This window comes from Halogranum roseipondis (assembly GCF_059695585.1).
Window position 1 is genome coordinate 167207 of the sequence record NZ_JBUEED010000008.1, and the last position, 16604, is coordinate 183810.

Genomic DNA, 16604 nt, shown 5'->3' on the forward strand with positions numbered 1-16604 from the left:
TTACCGCTTTCCCAGGCCAGCGACGACCTCTGGGGTGACCTCGTCGTGCGTCACCAGGTCACCGCCGTGTTCGGATCGAAACGACTCCGCGTCAGCTTCGTCGCTGAACCCGACGAGATCCTTCCCCATCGCTCCTTCGACGTCAGAGCCGGCGACGTAGGTGACGTCCTCGACGGGGGCGAACGCCTCCCGCTGCGGGTGTGTCGAGATGAGTGTGCTCCCTCGCTCTTCGGCGAGCTCGTACTCGACGCTCGAGTAGTCGATGACGTAGAACGCCGTCTTCTCCCACCCTTGGTTCTCGCGTTCGAAGTCGTACTGATAGGCCTCCCACGTACTGTCGAAGCGCGCCGGGTTGTCGTGTCCCTCGGGACGCTGCTCGGCGTAGAAGATCTCCGCAGTCGGCCCCGGATGTTGGCTGACGACCATCCCACAGACGTCGCACGTGGCGTCCGCTGGAAGCGTGATGGCTGCCGGAGCTTCGGTGTCGCCGTCTCCCCCGCTACCGAGACAGCCCGTGATGGAGAAGAGTCCAACGGTCGCACCTACAACCAACGCCCGTCGCCGACTGCAATCTCTCGTCGCAGAACGCCAGTCTCGCGGAGCCATATCGTGAGTAGGGCGTTTGGGGAACAAATACCGTCTGGTTTACGCATCGAACGTCCCCAACCCGTCGGTTCGGGGGAGCTCTCGCAGTAAGTTGTTCGTTACCCACGACGTTCTGGAACCCGAACGTGGGAGACGCCCCGACCTGACCCGACTCACGGGCGGCCGAGAACGGCGTCGAATCGGAGACTCGATGGGGACCGCGAGAACACGTTCGAGAGTGTGTGTAGTAACGTTGTCACATCCCAGCGTGTCGGTGCTGCCGTCTCGTCGTCTTCCTGCGCCCAATCGCCAACTCCGGAGATACACTGGATGGAATGTGGTGAGTGCCTCTGACGTACGGCTCGCCTACGCGCGGATGTGCGTAGTTGTGGGACGCGTCTGAACTATCGATCTGTACTCTTTTAACGCCGTCGGCCGCTAAAAGTCCACTATTACTATAGTAACGAGTGCACGCCGTCACACGCCCGACCGGCCGCCGTCGTGCGGTCGGGTGTGGAGACAGGTGCACGAGCGACGATAGCGACCGAAGACGGAGAACGGACTCTCTCGTCCTGCCGTCCGTGCGCCCCCAAGATGCAGCATACGCGACTCAGATTCGCGTGAGAGGACACTGACGAGGTTGGATGGACAAACTGGTTTGGAGATAACTGCCGTCAAAACTAGCAAAACAATCAAAAACAGCCAACGCATACAATATAAAATCCATAACACTCGTTATATTGTCCCTACAGAAACCTGCGGCAGCCGCCTCCTCAGTTACGTCTCTCGGTCGCGGCGTCGATCGCGGCTTCCAAGTCCGCGATGATCTCGGCGGGGTCTTCGATCCCGACGGAGAGACGGACGAGATCGTCGGTGACGCCGGAGGCTTCCTTCTCGGCTTCGGTTAGCTGTTGGTGCGTGGTGCTGGCAGGGTGGATGATGAGCGTCTTTGCGTCGCCGACGTTGGCGAGCATACTCGCCAACTCCGTCGATTCGACCGTCTTCTGAGCGGCTTCGTAGCCGCCTTCGACGCCGAAAGTGATCATGCCGCCGTAGCCGCCTTCGAGGTACTGGCTCGCGTTGTCGTGTGTTGGATGCGACGAGAGGCCGGGGTAGGTGACCCACGACACGTCCGCGTGGGCTTCGAGGAATTCGGCGACTGCCATCGCGTTCTCGCAGTGGCGTTCCATCCGGAGTGGCAGCGTCTCGAGGCCTTGGATGGTCTGCCAGGCGTCGAACGGCGACTGTTGGTTGCCGAGGTCACGAAGGCCACGAGCGATCGCAGCGTAGGTAAACGCCGCCTCGCCAAACGTGTCTGCGAAGTTCACGCCGTGGTACGCCGGGTTGTCCTGTGCGAGCTCGGGATACTTGTCGGCGTAGTCCTCCCACGGGAAGGAGCCACCGTCGACGACAACCCCGCCGACGGTCGTGCCGGACCCGTGGAGCCACTTGGTGGTCGAGTTCCAGACCAGATCGGCACCGTGTTCGAGCGGGCGACACAGGGCGGGAGTGGCGAACGTGTTGTCGACGAGGAGAGGCGCGCCGTGCTCGTGGGCGATATCTGCGATCCGTTGGATGTCCGGGGTGTCGAGTGCGGGGTTACCGATCGTCTCGAGGTGGACGTACGCAGTCTCGTCGTCGATAGCGTCCGCGTACGCGTCGTAGTCTAACGTGTCTACGAACCGCGTCGTGACGCCACGACGCTCGACTGAGTGCGTCAAGTAGGTGTACGTCCCGCCGTACAGGGAGGACGCACTGACGATGTTGTCGCCGGCCGCCGCAAGAAGGAACGTCGTGAGATCGAGCGCAGCCATGCCGGACGCCGTCACGGCAGCCCCGACGCCACCCTCGAGCGTCGCCAACCGCTCTTGGAGCGTCTCGAGGGTCGGGTTCATCAGTCGGGAGTAGATGTACCCCGGTTCCTCGAGTGCGAACTGTGCGGCTGCGTCTGCAGAGTCCTCGAAGACGTACGACGTCGTCTGATAGAGAGGCGGTGCTCGGGCCCCGGTCGCGGGATCGGGTTCTTGCCCAGCGTGAAGGGAGTCTGTCGAGATCGACCGGTCGGTGGTATCGTCGCGCATAGTGATTCGATTGCACGCGGACATATGACGATACGTATGTCCGGTGAATCTTGCCGTCAGCGAGGACACAGAGGTGGCAACGCTCATCCTCCCCGCGACCTTTTGATTGCGCGTCGCTGCGGATCTCAAATCACATAGTTCGAGGTGGAAGCCCACGACTTTAGTCGTGGGTAACTTACATCTGGTACCCCAAGAGGTTCCAGTACGCGAGCAGCGCCGCGAAGACGAGACCGGCGACGCCCACGACGGTGTACTGGACTCGAACCAGCGGGCTCCAGACCGCTTGTCGCCAAGCCGAGCCAGCGAGGATGAGTGTCGCGGCGCTCGCGAAGACGCCCACGAGTGGCAACAGCAGGACGATCTGCAACCGAAGCGGATCCCCGAGCAGGGCAGCCGTCGGATCGCTCACCACCACGACAGCCAAGCCGATCACGAACGAGAGGTAGCTCACCGCTGCGAGCCCAGCGACCGCCCGCGTGTACCGCAGTAGCGAGTTCAGTTGTGGCCGTGCCCTGCCACGGTACCGCCGCCAGAGGCCCGTTGCCGTCCATCCGAGGACGGCACCGAGAAAGACGAGCAGCGTGACGACGGTGATGGCTGCGTGGGTCGTCGGCTGTTCACCGAGCGTAAGCCGTTCGTAGGCCGAGGGGGGCCGGCTGTCGACAAACAGGTGGGTGATCTCCCCGTCGGTCTCTCGGAAGACGAGCGCGTCCGAACCATCGGCCGCCTCGAAATACAACTCATCTACCTCGATCCACTGGGTTGATCCAGTGGGGTCAGTCGTGAGGAGTCGTCCACGCTCGTCGACCGAGACCGCGACGTTCGACTGCACCCCGAGCAGTTTCTCCGACGTGGTGTACGGTGTTCTGAGTGCACGGTACGTCCCGGTGACGTCGCTGGCCCGTGTCGGCTCACCGCTGGGCTGGGGTGGAGTCTCGTCGACCGGATAGTACTCGTCGAGGAGCGCGTCGAGGAGTTCGTCTCTCGCTTCCACACCGCCGGGACTGTTGTACGAGACGAAGAGGCCGACACCGTGGTCGGGCAGCAGAGCCAATAGGCTGTGGAACTGTTCGGTGTCGCCACCGTGACCCACGATGCGCACGTCGTTTCGGCTGAGCTCGTAGAATCCGAAGCACATCCCGTTCAGTCGGTCGTCGTGACCGAACCGCCGGCGGTGCATCGCCGCGGTCGAGTCCGCCCCGAGGATGCGTCCCTGGTCAGTCGCCCCGCCCTGTAGGTGGGCCCGTATGAATCGCGCCATGTCCGTCGACGTGGCGGTCATCGATCCGGCAGGCGGAATCCCGACGAGTTCGAAGTCACCTTCGCGGTAGCGGCCATCTGTGACCGTGTAGCCTTTCGAGAGCGTGCCGTCGATCGCCTCGGGCACGGGTTGGGTGAACGTGCTCTGATCCATACCGAGCGGTTCGAAGACGTGTTCCTCGACGTACTCGTCGAACGACGATCCGACACTCGAAGCAGCGATATGACCTGCGAGGGCGGCACCGTAGTTCGAGTAGGCCGCGAACTCGCCTGGCGGCCGAACCCGCTCCGGTCGTTCGTCTCGAAGCATCGTCGGCAACGGGCGCAGATCAGCCTCGTTCAGGACGAACGTCCCGCGGAGTCGCTCCTCGAAACCCGCGGTATGGGTCGCGAGGTGGTCGAGGGTGATGGGTCGGTCGTACGTATCGGGTATCGACACCTCGTCGAGATACTCGTCGATGTCGGTCTCGAGGTCGAGTCGACCAGCCTCGAGACCTTGCATGAGTGCCGTCCACGTGAGGAGCTTCGACACCGACCCGATGCGAAAGAGCGTGTCACCGGCTTCGACGGGTGCGCCGGTCCGGACGTCTCGGACTCCGTAGCCCTTCGTGAACGTTCTCTCTCCGTCGACGACTGCGACTGTCGCACCAGGGACGTCGTGGGCTTCGAGTTGGGCGTTCATCACCCCGTCGAGGAACGTCTCGAAGCGATCTAGATCGGATAACGGCCCGGTGGACTGTCTCTGCTGATCGGTCTCGATCGCGCTCGAGCGGCCGGATTCCGCGTGAAGGGCGACCGCTGCGGAACCTGCCGTCGCGAGGCCACGGAGCACCGTGCGTCGTGAGCACGCCTTCGGCTGGTCGCCGCCACTGATATCGTCGCTCGGTGTCTGCAGTGGGGACATCTGTCGTGTTTCGGCGGTGGTCCACACCTCCCGCCGTAGTCGTAGCTAGTACATCGCAACTCAGTAACATAAGTGTCGTCGTGAGAACTCAGTAACATATGTGTCGTCGTGAGTGGCGTTATTGCGTGCAGCGTCGGCGGCAACGTGCTACGAGGGTGTCAGCTGCCTCGGGGTCGGGCCCCTGGCATCCACTTTGCAATTCTGTGAACCTGGCCGATGAATGATCCTGTGAGCCTCCCAATTCGTAGCTCTGCTCCGCGAGGCTCTCACCACGATCGTTCTCGACGAACTGCTACGCGAGTAGCGTTCGGAGCACCGTCGACACGTGGCCCGGCGAACGGTGTGATCCGGCTTCAGGCGGCTGCCGCAGGTCGGTCGCTGTTCGTCTCGGCACCGATCCGCCGCTCAGCGACCGCGAGCACGCCGTCGAGGGTGACAGCGAGCAACGCGCCGGTGATCGCACCGGCAAGCAGCTGTGGTCGATTGAACAGCTGGATACCGCCGACCACCCAGACGCCGAGTCCGCCGCCGCCGATGAAGAACGCGAGGTAAGCGGTGCCGACGTTGAGCACCGTACTCGTTCGGATGCCCCCGAAGATGACTGGCATCGCGAGGGGGAGTCGGACTTTCCGCAGAATCTCCCACTCGGTCATCCCCATCCCACGGGCCGCCTCGATCGTCTTCTCGTCGACGTCCTCCAAGCCAGCAATCGTGTTCGTCAACACCGGCAACAACGCGTAGACGAACAATCCGACCAGTGCCGGGAAGAAACCCAGCCCCAGCAGGGGGACCATCAGCGCGATGATGGCGAGCGTCGGAATCGTCTGGGCGACGTTGCCGACGGTTTCGACGACCCGCTTGAAGCGGGCATCCCTCGTCGCAAGGATACCGAGCGGGACCGCGGCGGCCACGGCGAGCGTCTCTGAGACGAAGACGAGCGTGAGATGCTCTCGGAACAGTTCCACGAAGCGGGCGGAGTTCGAGAGCAGATACGTCCACGCCGCCGTCAGGAGTTCGACGACAGCGAGCGTCATCGGGTCGCCTCCGGCTGCTGGGCTCTGATGGCGGACTCGGTGACGACGCCGACGACGTCGGCGTCCTCCACGACGGGAAGTGCCTCGACCCCGGCTTGAATGCAGCGGGAGAGTGCGATCTGCGCGTTGTCGTCGGGCGTCACCGGAACGATTTCGCCGCCGTCGGCCATCACGGCGTCGTTCGTCCGAAACGCGTCGACCACGTCGGCGTGTTCGTCGGGCACTCGCGGTCGCATGATCTCTTCGACCCGGAGGACGCGGAGCCGTTTCAGCGTTCGATCGGGGCCGATGAAGTCCTCGACGAACTTCGTCTTCGGCGCGTCGAGCAGGCCGGTCGGCGTATCGTACTGGACGAGCTTCCCGTCTTTCATCACGGCGATCCTGTCGCCCATCTTCAGCGCCTCGTTGATGTCGTGCGTGACGAAGAGGATCGTCGTGTCGAGGTTCTGTTGAATGTCGATGAACTCGTCTTGGAGTTCGTCGCGGGTGATCGGGTCGAGTGCGCCGAACGGCTCGTCCATCAGCATGACGTCGGGGCCAGCGGCGAGCGCTCGGGCGACGCCGACACGCTGCCGTTGCCCGCCGGAGAGCTCCGCCGGATACGTGTCGCGGTACTCTTCGGGTGGGAGTCCCATGAGTGCGAGCAGCTCGTCGACCCGGTCGTCGATCCGGTCGTCGTCCCAGCCTTCGAGTTGGGGCACTGTGGCGACGTTCTCGCCGACGGTCATGTGTTCGAACAGCCCGATGTCTTGGATGACGTATCCGATCTGTTTGCGGAGCTCGGTCGCAGAGCGGCTCTGGACGTCTGTCCCGTCGTAGAAGACCGTGCCGTCGGTCGGCTCTGCGAGACGGTTGACGAGCTTCATCGTCGTCGTCTTCCCGCAACCCGAGGGACCGACGAGAACGGTCGTCGTCCCCGCTTCGACCTCGAAGTCGAGGCCGCGGACTGCGTGCGTTCCATCGTCGTACCGCTTGTGAACGTTGTCGAATCGGATCATTGGAGTCGTGTACGAACTGCTGTGAGCGTCCGCGTCAGGACGGTCGGATCGATCTCTTCGCCGTTACGGAGTCTGAGACACTCCTCGACGACCGCGAAGGCGTAGTCGAACGCGAGCGCCAGCACCGACAGGAGTATCGTGGCGACGACGATCATCACCGTGTCGCCGGCGCTGATGCCGTAGAAGATCGGATCGCCGAGGCCACCGGCACCGATGAACGCCCCGATGGCCGCGAGGCCGACGAGGAGGATGACGGCGTTTCTGATGCCGGCCATCACGACCGGCATGGCCAGCGGCAGCCGGATCCGTCGAAACCGCTCGAGTCGGCTCATTCCGAGTCCGGTCCCCGCCTCGACGGCGGCGGCGTCGGCCCGTGTGAGGCCGATGTAGGTGTTCCTGATGACGGGTAACTGGGCGTAGGCAACCAGCGCAGCGACCGTTGGGGGGTTGCCGATACCGAAGAGCGGAACGAGCACCCCGAACAGGGCGATCGCCGGGAGTGTCAACAGCACACCTGCAACCCAGAGAACGGCCGTCGCCGCCCGTTCGTAGTAACTGATGAACACGCCGAGCGACATCGCGACCGGCAGGGCGATCAGCAGCGACCACAGTGTGATCACGACGTGTTCGAACGATAGTCGCGCGAGTCGACCGGCGTTGTCTGCGGTGAACCGAAGGACGTCGTCGAGGAACAGCACCACTTCGGTCATATCAGGCCCTCCGTGCGGAGATACTCGCGGGCGACGTCCTGTGGGTCTCTTCCCTCGAGTGAGACGAGACCGTTGAGGCGGAGAATCTTCTGCGTGTCGAGCGTCGGACCGATGGCGTTCAACGGCTCGCGCATCGACGGGTTCTCTTGCAGCGTCGTCCCGTTGACAAGCGGAGCGGGGTTGTAGATGGGAAAGAACGTCTCGTCGTCTTCCAGCGTCTGCAACCCGTACTTCTCGATTTTCGGGTTCGTGCTGAACCCGACGCCGACGTCGGCGCCGCCCTGTGCGACGATCTGGTAGGTCAACGACGCGCCGACGTTACGAACGTCCAGTTGTCCGCGGACGTCGTCGAATCCGTAGTGTTTCGCCAGTCCGGGCCACCCGTCCGCGCGCTGTTGGAACTCGGGACCCATGACCATCGTGAAGTCGGTGTTGCCGCTCTCGACGTAGCTTGCGAAGTCGCTCATCGTCTGCACGCCCGTCTGCTTCGCCCACTCGGGCGTGGTCACGAGGACGTACGTGTTGTTGAACGGCGCACGGTTCAGATATTCGAGGTCGTAAACCCGCTCGAACTCGCGCTTCACGGCCTGGTAGAGCTTTTCGGCGTCGGGAATCACCCGATCGTGTTTCGGCGGAATCGTCGACCACGCACCCCCCGAATAGAGCCAGTAGAGGCTCACTTCGTTGTTCTCGACTGCCCGGAAGTTCATCGTGACGCCGCCGAGACCCATCTCGTCGAGCACGTTCAGATCGGTGTTCTCGCGGAGCGATTCGAGCGCCATGTAGCCGAGTATCTCGTCTTCGGTGAACCGCATCGAACTCACCTTTATCGTGTTCGTTGCTCCCACACCGAGCACACTCGTACAACCCGCTGTCGCGCTCATCCCTGCGGTTACAGCGGTTCCACCGCCGAGTTTCAGAAAGGTACGTCGTGTTTTGGACACTGTTAGTAGTTCGCCTCTCGCGCCGTCTCGTTGGTTGCACGTCGTTCGAACGGACCGCTCGACGGGCGGCTGTGCTGCCGTAGTTGTGAATTAGTAGGTGTGCTGACTCGTCTTCGACAGTAAAGGCCTATGCTTGTTATCACAGGCCACGCAGGTCCGCGACCGCACTGACCGTCCAGTGCTGTCGACGAGCACCGAACGTCGTGGAATCGAAGGTCTATCTGCTGTTCACGCACGAGGACCGAGGCGCGGAGTCGTTCGAGACGGCTTCGCCGTCTCGTGATGACGAGAGAGCTTCGCTCTCTCGGACCACGCCGAAGGAGGAGAGTGGGTAGTTCTCTGGCAGTACCACGAGCGGCCCTCCGAGACGAGTGTCTGGAACGATCTGGCTCGCGAGGAGAGAGCTGTATTCTCCGTTGGTGTCTCCGAGCAGTCGGTCGATCGGCACACGTTATCCTCGGACAGAAGCTATTTTTTGGACGGAGTCGTCGGGTTGGTATGGACTGGTGATTCACCTGTGTGGCCATCTCCAAACTGGGATATCAAGCACCCCATCAGACATGCACTCGTCGCCGTGTTCGTCGTCGGAATCCGTCGTCGAAACCCGGGTGCAGTCGTCAATTCGGCCTTCGCATTTCTGGGGACGTACATTCCGAGTCTGACTGAACGAACGTTCGACGTCGAGTTCGAACCCTGGCAGCGCGCGTACGTCGGCGTCGCCATGGTCACACACGCAGTTGGAATGCTCGGTCCCTACGACAACGTCGAGTGGTGGGACCACCTCACGCACACTCTCTCTGCGAGTATTCTCGGTGGATTCGTCTTTACGGCGGCCAAACGTCGAGAACGTGATCCTCGGCCTCGGGTCGTCGGCGCCGTCGTCGTCCTCGGTGTGCTCTGGGAACTGATCGAGTATCTCATCCACGCCGTCGCCGACCGCCTCGGGCTAGAACCGATTCTGGTGGTCTACAGCAGGAGAGATACCCTCCTCGACCTCGGCTTCAATCTCGTGGGTGCGCTTCTCGTCCTCGTCTTGGGCGACCACCATCTCCGCAATCTCGTCCAGTCCGACGATCGAGAGGAGTCGTGCTGACGTCGCGTTCCGTCCGCCGTAACGTCGCTGACAGAGTCAGCCGGAGAGTGTACGTCTAAACTGGATCCAAGGGCGAGTTCCCCGCGTCGCTGGACGCGGGGGTGCCCGACACTCCGCTCGATGTTCGGGTTGTTCGATGTACCGCTGAACCGCTTCCTCCGATACTGCCCCAGTAGTCCGACGTAGTAGCTTTCGGGTCGGTCTGGACGAACAAGTGTACGCGGCCGTTCTGTAATAGCGACTAGACTCGGAGGTCGCTAACGGTTTTGCATCAGCCGGTGCATCAAGTGATGGAGTGCACTCGATTCCTGCCGTGAGAGACTGATCGGGATTCTCGGCGCTAGTCGAACAACAGGTTGTAGCAGGGCCATAACACTCACCTCCATATCTGACCAGAGGACACACGTGAATCTCGCTGTGAAACGGCTTCTATGTGGGCCAGTGCTATGACGTCTGACTTGACTCGACGACGATTCCTGGCAACGAGTGCCGTCGGAGGCGTGGTTGGCACGGCTGGCTGTAGCTCCCCAGTCACCGAACTCACAGAGCAGCGTGAGTGGCCGCCGAACGTTGGTGACCCAGCGGTAGTCAGCAACTCGTCCAACAGCGCGGACGTCGTCGACGTTCGAGGGGCGATCTACATTCCGTCACGAGCGTACAATATCTATCAAATGTGGCAGTACTACGACCCCGAAATCATCGAACGCGATCTGACGTACGCGACGCGGGTCAATCTCAACGCTATCCGGACATGGGTGAGTTACGAAGCGTGGCAGCGAGATCCGGACGCTCATGAACGGGCGCTCGATCACTTCCTCCAAGCTGCCGACGATCGGGGTCTCTCCGTTCTGTTAGGACTCTTCGACGCTGTTGGCAGCTACCCGACGGAAGAACGATTGGAGGATACCGATCCAGCGTCAGCAACGGGGCTGAGCTCGCCGCCGAAAGAGGTGCTTCTCGACCGACAGCTGTGGGACGAGCCGAGACGGTTTGTTCGCTGGTTTATGCACAACTACCGCGACGACGACCGATTGCTCGGTATCGAGGCGATGAACGAACCGGGGTGGATGGCCAGCAAAACGGCGTTTGCACGAGAGATGTTTGCGACGTTGGTTGAACAAAAGGGGCGCGTCCCCCTGACTGTTGGGTCGACGAGTCTGGCCAACAACGCTGAATACGAGCAGTGGGGCAACGAGATTCTCCAGTTCCATTACAACTTCGTGAACAAGCAGTCGACGTATCGAACGATGCTCCGGCGTGTCGATCATCTTCGTGAGGCGGTAGAGACTCCAGTGTGGCTCACGGAGTGGCAGCGGACTCGTCACGGGCGAGGCTTCGCCGCAGAGCCAACCCCGAGTGAACAGACGCCAAACTACGCCAGCTTGGCGCCACCGATTCACGACGCCGGGATTGGCAACTTCTTTTGGTCACTGATGGTCAAGCCTGCGTGGGTCCAACCACAGCGGAACAACGGCGTCATCAACGGGCTGTTTCACGAGGACGGTGCGGTCTGGAGTCGTGAGGATGCACGAGCGATAAAGGCAATGTCCGGAGATGCGTCGTTCGACGGGGAAGAGCGCAGCGAGTGGCCCGAGTGGGCGAAGGTGTAGGACGATGGCAGCAAAGCAACTCACCTCACGGACGACGATTACGAAACCGGGGACCTACAGACTAGCCAAAGACATTCAGAATGGTGGTGGAACGCGTCTCTCGGAGGCCTGCATACGAATCGAGGCTAACGACGTCGTTCTCGATGGGGCTGGCCGCACGATTGGTGGTAATGGGGTAAGCGATACCTCGGGAATCGTGGTTTCGAATGCTCGCAATGTGACAATCAAGAACGTCACAGTCGAGCAGTGGGATTACGGAATTCGATTTGAGAGCACCTTTGGTGGGCACATACGGGATGTACGTGCCGTCAACAACGGATACGGGATCTCGTTTGCAGACACCGACCTCGTCGTTCTCCGAGGAAGCATTATTTCAAACAATTTACTCGGTACCGTCTCAGACGCTGCCAGCACTCTGCTCGTGTGGAACAATACCATCACCGAGAATAGTCGCGACGTCTATCGATCCTCATCACAGGATGAGTAACTCTCGAAACGGATGTGAGTCTGGTCACACCGAGGTCGTCACTCTCTGTCCTTCTGCCCCGCTCGCTTGGAAAAACGCAGACAGTCATCTGTATCGGGACAAATCAGCAATGCAGTGACGACAAAACCGATAGTCCGGCTCATTCACTGTGTGACAGACTGGACACACTACGGCCCACTGGAGTGCCGAGGGCGCGATTACAGACTCATCGAGCGGAGATCTGGATTGATGTCGTGGACCATCTGATGTCGCGGAACTGTGATGTCGGTTACGAATTGAGTACAGTACGAACACACTGAGAAGACACAGCACGAGAGCGAGGGTCGTCACGTAGATCGGGGATGGATCCGGCAACAGAGATCGAATCCAAGAGGGCGTCCCGAGAACGACCACCAATACCATGGATAGACCCTTGGAAGCCAGATAGATAACTCTCCGCACTGGCTGCAAATAGGGGGATACCGACTCGGAGCATCGAGCCATTGCTTTCTCTACCACCCTCGACGTGGTCGTCGAAACCAGCGTCGTGACCGAAAACGACAGATCAGTGGGGACGCTCGACTGACGCTCACTCAGAAGTTATTGGACACAGCGTCACGTCTTCGACTCGACAGACGACGGTCCGAGTCTCCAACGGTTCCCTGCGAGACGTCGCCCGTGACCTGTCGCCTCTCCCGGTGAGTTCCTGCGGAACCGTGCCGTCGGACGGCTCGTCTCGCTCGAACGCGCGTCGTCGAAGTTTCCACCGAATCGATCTCGATCGCTCAGACGGCCAAGGTTCCACATCGTGATGACCGCCACCGACGCCTTCTGAGACGATGTCGGCGGCGTCTGTGAGGCCGTCCGTTCATCGTTGTCTCTCCCGGGTGCTGGCTCCTCGTTGTGTCGAGAGAAAACGTTCGCCAGTTCGATGTGACGACTGATTCGCTGACCGTGACTATACCAGCTCATTACACGCATAACATCGTAATGTATCTACTCACACGTGAGGAACAAGATCACTCGTGACGGGCCGAATCGACCTCCGAATCGATAGAAGCATGCTGGATAGCACCCGTACCTCCGTCACTCAATTGACCTCCTCCCACGCCTGCAGACGCGGATCTGCGCTCGTAACTCTACAATCGAGTTCACGGGACCGTCGACCGCTTCGGACAACCCTGCCGTCGTATTCAGTTAGCCCGTTTTTACACTCAATCATCTATCGGACGAGCAAATGTTATGTGTGTTCATCTCTCATTCCAACTGCAATGTCGGGTTACAATCGACGCAGATTCCTCCGGCTCACGGGAGCGACAGTCAGTGCGGCGACTCTCGGAGCTGGTCAGGTGACGGCACAGAAGTCCGATTCGCGGTTCTTCATCAACCTCCGGGACGTCGACCGCTCGGAGATTCCGGACGACGTCGAGATCGTCCACGACCTCTCGCAGGCAGACGTGTTGGTCGCCCGTGGCGACCAAGACCGCGTAAACGGGACGACGGTCAGCGACGTCACGATCGACTTGAGCGCGGACGGCACTGGTGCCGTCAGGTCTCACGAGGGACCCAGTACTACCGGAGCGGGGAGAAGCCACAACCACGACGGGTCCGCGACGAACTCCGAGTATCAGTGGGACAAGCGCGAACAGGACCTCGCCAACGAACTCACCGACAAGCCCGGTGGCGGTGAGTCGATCCACGACACTACGACCGGCGAAGGAACCCGTGTCGCCGTCGTCGACAGCGGCGTCGACGACAGCCATCCCGACCTCGCGGGCGTCGTCAACGACGACCTCTCCGAGAACGTCTCCGAGGACGGCTACGACTGGCGGCCCAACGGCGCCGGGAGCCACGGTACTCACGTCGCTGGTATCATCGCGGCGACGAACAGCAACGACGGTCCTGCGGGCGGCGTCCTCGGGACCGCACCCGACACGGAGATCGTCTCCTACCGGATGTTCTCCGGCGTCGAGGGCAAGCAGGGCGACGGCTACGCCGGCTGGGTGAAGGCCGCCGAGGCCGGTTGCGACGCGATCAACTACAGCGTCGGCTTCCCAGCACCGTACGTCTACCCAGACGAGTATCCGGAACTTCTGGAGGAGCTCCGTATCGCCGAGCAGGTCGCGGAGTACGTCCGGTCGAAGGGAACGGTCATCGTCAACTCTGCCGGGAACGACGGGCTCGACATGACTCCCGAGAGTACTCTGAGCCTTCCGACGGAGGCCGAGGGTGTCTTCGGCGTGAGCGCGACCGGTCCGATCGGTTACGGCTGGGGCGGCAAGCACAGCGACAACGAAGCCAAGTGGCTCACGGGCAACCGACTGGAGGAGCCGACGACCCAGCCCGCGTTCTACACGAACTACGGGAGTCCGGTCGATGTCAGCGCTGCCGGCGGGAACGCGGACCTAGAAGCACTTGATAGCGGTATCGACGGAGCCGCGAACGATCTCGTCTACTCGACCGTTCAAGGCGGCTACGGGTGGAAGGCTGGCACCTCGATGGCCGCGCCACAGGTCTCGGGTGCGGTCGCATTGGTCCGCTCGCTCCGTCCCGACGCCTCCGTCGAGGAGGTCGAGCGCCTCGTCCGCGACACCGCCAGCATGCCTGCAGCGGGAGAGACCTACCACGGTGCCGGCCACCTCGACCTGGAGGCACTGGTCAAGGCCGCCCGGTAGACCGTCATTCGGCGGCTCGGGTGGCGGAGAGCAGGGTTCGAACACACCTCTTCACCGACCAGAGTACGCTCTCGGAGCCCTGGGGACCGAAGGAACGGCGAGAGAGACAAGCCTGTCGTCGCGTTCGGGCGAGCGATAGACGCTCGTAGCGGAACACTGTGAACTAACGAGAGAGAACAGGTCTCAGCGTATCCCCGAGTAACGTCGATCCACTCGAGAGCGACAGCACCTCGGAACCAATTTGATCACACGTCGCTAATTATCCAATCAACTCTGTACGACGACGATTTCGTGCTTCGAAAGTGTCAAAGTTACCGTCTCTCGAACTGACTACTAAGCATCGGTCGAGGAACACAGACGTGCGTGTACGGGTACGACAAGTCTCGGGGAGTCGTGGGTTCGATCGAAGCTCGGGGCGTTTCCCGCTGATGGACGAGTGGGGGCGAGTCCGACGGTTCCACCGCTCGAATTTCTCGCGGTTTCGAGCACCGAAACGTCAGTCGTACACGTGAACGCTTCCGGTCTTGTTCGCTTCGATGTACTCCCAGTCGTACTCGACTCCGAGCCCGGGGCCGTCGGGGACGCTCACCGTTCCGTTCTCGTCGATCGTGTCGAACATGTCCGAGTAGCCACCTTTGTAGACGGGAGGTTGGGTGTTCTGGCAATCGGGATGGACGAGAGCTAACTCGTAGTAGTTCGCGTTTCGGCAGGCAGCGATACAGTGGCGCTGGGCCGGGCCTGGTGCGTGGAACTCTACGTCGAGGCCGAACCCTTCAGCGACGCGCGCGATCTTCATCGCGCCAGTGATGCCCGCGTCGTACTCCGGGTCCGCCCGGACGAAGTCCGTCGCGTCGTTCGCCATGAAGTCCGTGTGTGGCTCGAGCCCCCGGACGTGTTCGGTTTGGAGGATGGGGGTATCTATCTGCTCGCGGAGTTTTTTGTGTGCGTGCTGGGAGATCCCGCCGTCCCGGTACGGGTCCTCGTACCAGAGGTAGTCGTACTCGTCGCAGGCGCGACCGACCTTCAACGCGTCCGCGAACGTCTCGAGTTCACAGGCAGGGTCCACCATCAAGTCCATCTCGTCGCCGACCCGTTCACCGACGGCCCGTACCGTCTCCACCTCGCGTCGGACGTCGCGGGCCTCGTCGCTTCCGCCCCAGCCGTGGATCTTGAATCCAGGATACCCCGCCTCGAGACACTCTTCGGCGAAATCGGCGTACGCTTCCGGGGAGTCCAACCCACCGTTGTCGTCCGCGTGGTACGTCGAGGCGTACGCCGGGAGACGGGTGCGGTACGTTCCGAGGAGTTCGTGAACAGGTGCGTCGTAGTACTTCCCAGCGAAGTCCCACAGAGCGATGTCGATGGGACCCATTCCCATCCGGTCATACTTTCGGAGCGCCCGCTTTACCTCGCTCCAGTGGCGCTCGCGTTCGAGCGGGTTCTTCCCGACGAGGTAGTCCGCGAACGTGTGGATCTGGGCCGCCCCCGGTGAGTTCCCGCCGACGTACTCGCCGGTGACACCCTCGTCCGTGTGTATCTCGAGCGCGAACAGCTTTCGTTCCGTCGTCGTCCCCGGTTCGTAAGCGAGATTGAACCCGTTTCCGTCGGTGCCGACGTCCTCGAGGGGGTACCGGAACTCGGTGCTCTCGATCCGCGTGATCGTTGGTGGCACAGTTCGGCCGATACGGTGGAGGATGATAAATCCTAGTTCGAATCGAACTGTACTCCAGCGAGCACCACCCGATGGAGACTCTCTGTCGCAGATGCGGAGTCTGTTCGCTACTCTTGAACATGGCCTCTCACCAGGCAGGAGCACACGTTCCGACTACAGCTCTATAGTAGCTCGTGCACCTGTCTCCACACCCGACCGCACGACAGCGGCCGGTCGGGTGTGTGATGACTTGCACTCTCTACTATACTTCCCGAGTGACCGACGCCTCCAACGGGACTGCGACCACGAGGTTTCTGTGCACTCTTTCGCCGGTTCGAGGCCGTTGACGAGACGATCGAGATCGGCACGTCTTGACCGAGCGGATCGTCACCACGAGAATCGCTTCGACACGACTCTCGTACAGCGGTCGATCGGGTCGGCGTTCACCGTCGGATACTTTCGTTGCCGTCGATACGGGACCAAGGCCGTCTCGGCCGACACTCTTCCGTGACCGTGCGACGAGTGTCTGCTTCGGTGGGTGGTAGCAGCAGCATTCGCCGACATCTAGTACGGAAGATAAGTGGTCGTCTCAG

General features: G+C 61.5%; 13 protein-coding genes. 4 read left to right on the forward strand and 9 right to left on the reverse strand.

The annotated features are described in order from the left end of the window. From EOHIBHHM_RS24685 to EOHIBHHM_RS24715, 7 genes are all read right to left on the reverse strand, one after another. Positions 1-606 (reverse strand): nitrous oxide reductase accessory protein NosL, encoded by a 606-nt coding sequence (locus EOHIBHHM_RS24685; RefSeq protein WP_497259590.1) that lies wholly within the window; start codon positions 604-606, stop codon positions 1-3. Positions 607-1358: 752 nt separating this feature from the next. Next, positions 1359-2666 carry an O-acetylhomoserine aminocarboxypropyltransferase/cysteine synthase family protein gene (locus EOHIBHHM_RS24690; protein ID WP_497259592.1) on the reverse strand — a complete coding sequence of 436 codons (1308 nt, stop codon included), beginning with the start codon at positions 2664-2666 and terminating at the stop codon, positions 1359-1361. 175 nt (positions 2667-2841) lie between these two features. Beyond that, entirely contained in the window at positions 2842-4830 is a 1989-nt protein-coding gene (locus EOHIBHHM_RS24695) for a serine hydrolase domain-containing protein (protein ID WP_497259594.1), read from the reverse strand. 353 nt (positions 4831-5183) lie between these two features. After that, on the reverse strand, positions 5184-5864 hold the full coding sequence (locus tag EOHIBHHM_RS24700; RefSeq protein ID WP_497259596.1) for an ABC transporter permease: 681 nt from the start codon (positions 5862-5864) through the stop codon (positions 5184-5186). Beyond that, on the reverse strand, positions 5861-6862 hold the full coding sequence (locus tag EOHIBHHM_RS24705) for an ABC transporter ATP-binding protein (protein WP_497259598.1): 1002 nt from the start codon (positions 6860-6862) through the stop codon (positions 5861-5863). The genes EOHIBHHM_RS24700 and EOHIBHHM_RS24705 overlap by 4 nt, the downstream gene beginning before the upstream one ends. Further along, positions 6859-7572: an ABC transporter permease gene (locus tag EOHIBHHM_RS24710; RefSeq protein ID WP_497259600.1), complete on the reverse strand. Its 714-nt coding sequence runs from the start codon at positions 7570-7572 to the stop codon at positions 6859-6861. Before EOHIBHHM_RS24710 ends, EOHIBHHM_RS24705 begins: the two co-directional genes overlap by 4 nt. Continuing rightward, complete coding sequence (locus tag EOHIBHHM_RS24715; RefSeq protein WP_497259602.1) at positions 7569-8420, reverse strand: glycine betaine ABC transporter substrate-binding protein; 852 nt, start codon at positions 8418-8420, stop codon at positions 7569-7571. The genes EOHIBHHM_RS24710 and EOHIBHHM_RS24715 overlap by 4 nt, the downstream gene beginning before the upstream one ends. Before the next feature lie 613 nt (positions 8421-9033). Between EOHIBHHM_RS24715 and EOHIBHHM_RS24720 the strand changes: the two genes are divergently transcribed. From EOHIBHHM_RS24720 to EOHIBHHM_RS24730, 3 genes are all read left to right on the forward strand, one after another. Next, a complete protein-coding gene (locus EOHIBHHM_RS24720; RefSeq protein ID WP_497259604.1) occupies positions 9034-9609 on the forward strand; it encodes a DUF2238 domain-containing protein in 576 nt (191 codons plus the stop codon). A gap of 446 nt (positions 9610-10055) precedes the next feature. Then, on the forward strand, positions 10056-11219 hold the full coding sequence (locus EOHIBHHM_RS24725; protein ID WP_497259606.1) for a twin-arginine translocation signal domain-containing protein: 1164 nt from the start codon (positions 10056-10058) through the stop codon (positions 11217-11219). A gap of 4 nt (positions 11220-11223) precedes the next feature. Then, entirely contained in the window at positions 11224-11706 is a 483-nt protein-coding gene (locus EOHIBHHM_RS24730) for a NosD domain-containing protein (protein ID WP_497259608.1), read from the forward strand. A gap of 84 nt (positions 11707-11790) precedes the next feature. Here EOHIBHHM_RS24730 and EOHIBHHM_RS24735 read toward each other — a convergent pair whose 3' ends face one another. Further along, positions 11791-12189: a DUF7577 domain-containing protein gene (locus tag EOHIBHHM_RS24735; protein ID WP_497259793.1), complete on the reverse strand. Its 399-nt coding sequence runs from the start codon at positions 12187-12189 to the stop codon at positions 11791-11793. Positions 12190-12956: 767 nt separating this feature from the next. Here EOHIBHHM_RS24735 and EOHIBHHM_RS24740 point away from each other — a divergent pair. After that, entirely contained in the window at positions 12957-14360 is a 1404-nt protein-coding gene (locus EOHIBHHM_RS24740; protein ID WP_497259610.1) for a S8 family peptidase, read from the forward strand. A gap of 496 nt (positions 14361-14856) precedes the next feature. Here EOHIBHHM_RS24740 and EOHIBHHM_RS24745 read toward each other — a convergent pair whose 3' ends face one another. Continuing rightward, positions 14857-16032: a mandelate racemase family protein gene (locus tag EOHIBHHM_RS24745; protein WP_497259612.1), complete on the reverse strand. Its 1176-nt coding sequence runs from the start codon at positions 16030-16032 to the stop codon at positions 14857-14859. Positions 16033-16604 lie beyond the last annotated feature (572 nt).

Coding starts and splice junctions, on each gene's coding strand:
- EOHIBHHM_RS24730 (WP_497259608.1), top strand. CDS start 11,224: ATGGCAGCAAAGCAACTCACCTCACGGACGACGATTACGAAACCGGGG.
- EOHIBHHM_RS24685 (WP_497259590.1), bottom strand. CDS start 606: ATGGCTCCGCGAGACTGGCGTTCTGCGACGAGAGATTGCAGTCGGCGA.
- EOHIBHHM_RS24725 (WP_497259606.1), top strand. CDS start 10,056: ATGACGTCTGACTTGACTCGACGACGATTCCTGGCAACGAGTGCCGTC.
- EOHIBHHM_RS24690 (WP_497259592.1), bottom strand. CDS start 2,666: ATGCGCGACGATACCACCGACCGGTCGATCTCGACAGACTCCCTTCAC.
- EOHIBHHM_RS24695 (WP_497259594.1), bottom strand. CDS start 4,830: ATGTCCCCACTGCAGACACCGAGCGACGATATCAGTGGCGGCGACCAG.
- EOHIBHHM_RS24705 (WP_497259598.1), bottom strand. CDS start 6,862: ATGATCCGATTCGACAACGTTCACAAGCGGTACGACGATGGAACGCAC.
- EOHIBHHM_RS24735 (WP_497259793.1), bottom strand. CDS start 12,189: ATGGCTCGATGCTCCGAGTCGGTATCCCCCTATTTGCAGCCAGTGCGG.
- EOHIBHHM_RS24710 (WP_497259600.1), bottom strand. CDS start 7,572: ATGACCGAAGTGGTGCTGTTCCTCGACGACGTCCTTCGGTTCACCGCA.
- EOHIBHHM_RS24700 (WP_497259596.1), bottom strand. CDS start 5,864: ATGACGCTCGCTGTCGTCGAACTCCTGACGGCGGCGTGGACGTATCTG.
- EOHIBHHM_RS24740 (WP_497259610.1), top strand. CDS start 12,957: ATGTCGGGTTACAATCGACGCAGATTCCTCCGGCTCACGGGAGCGACA.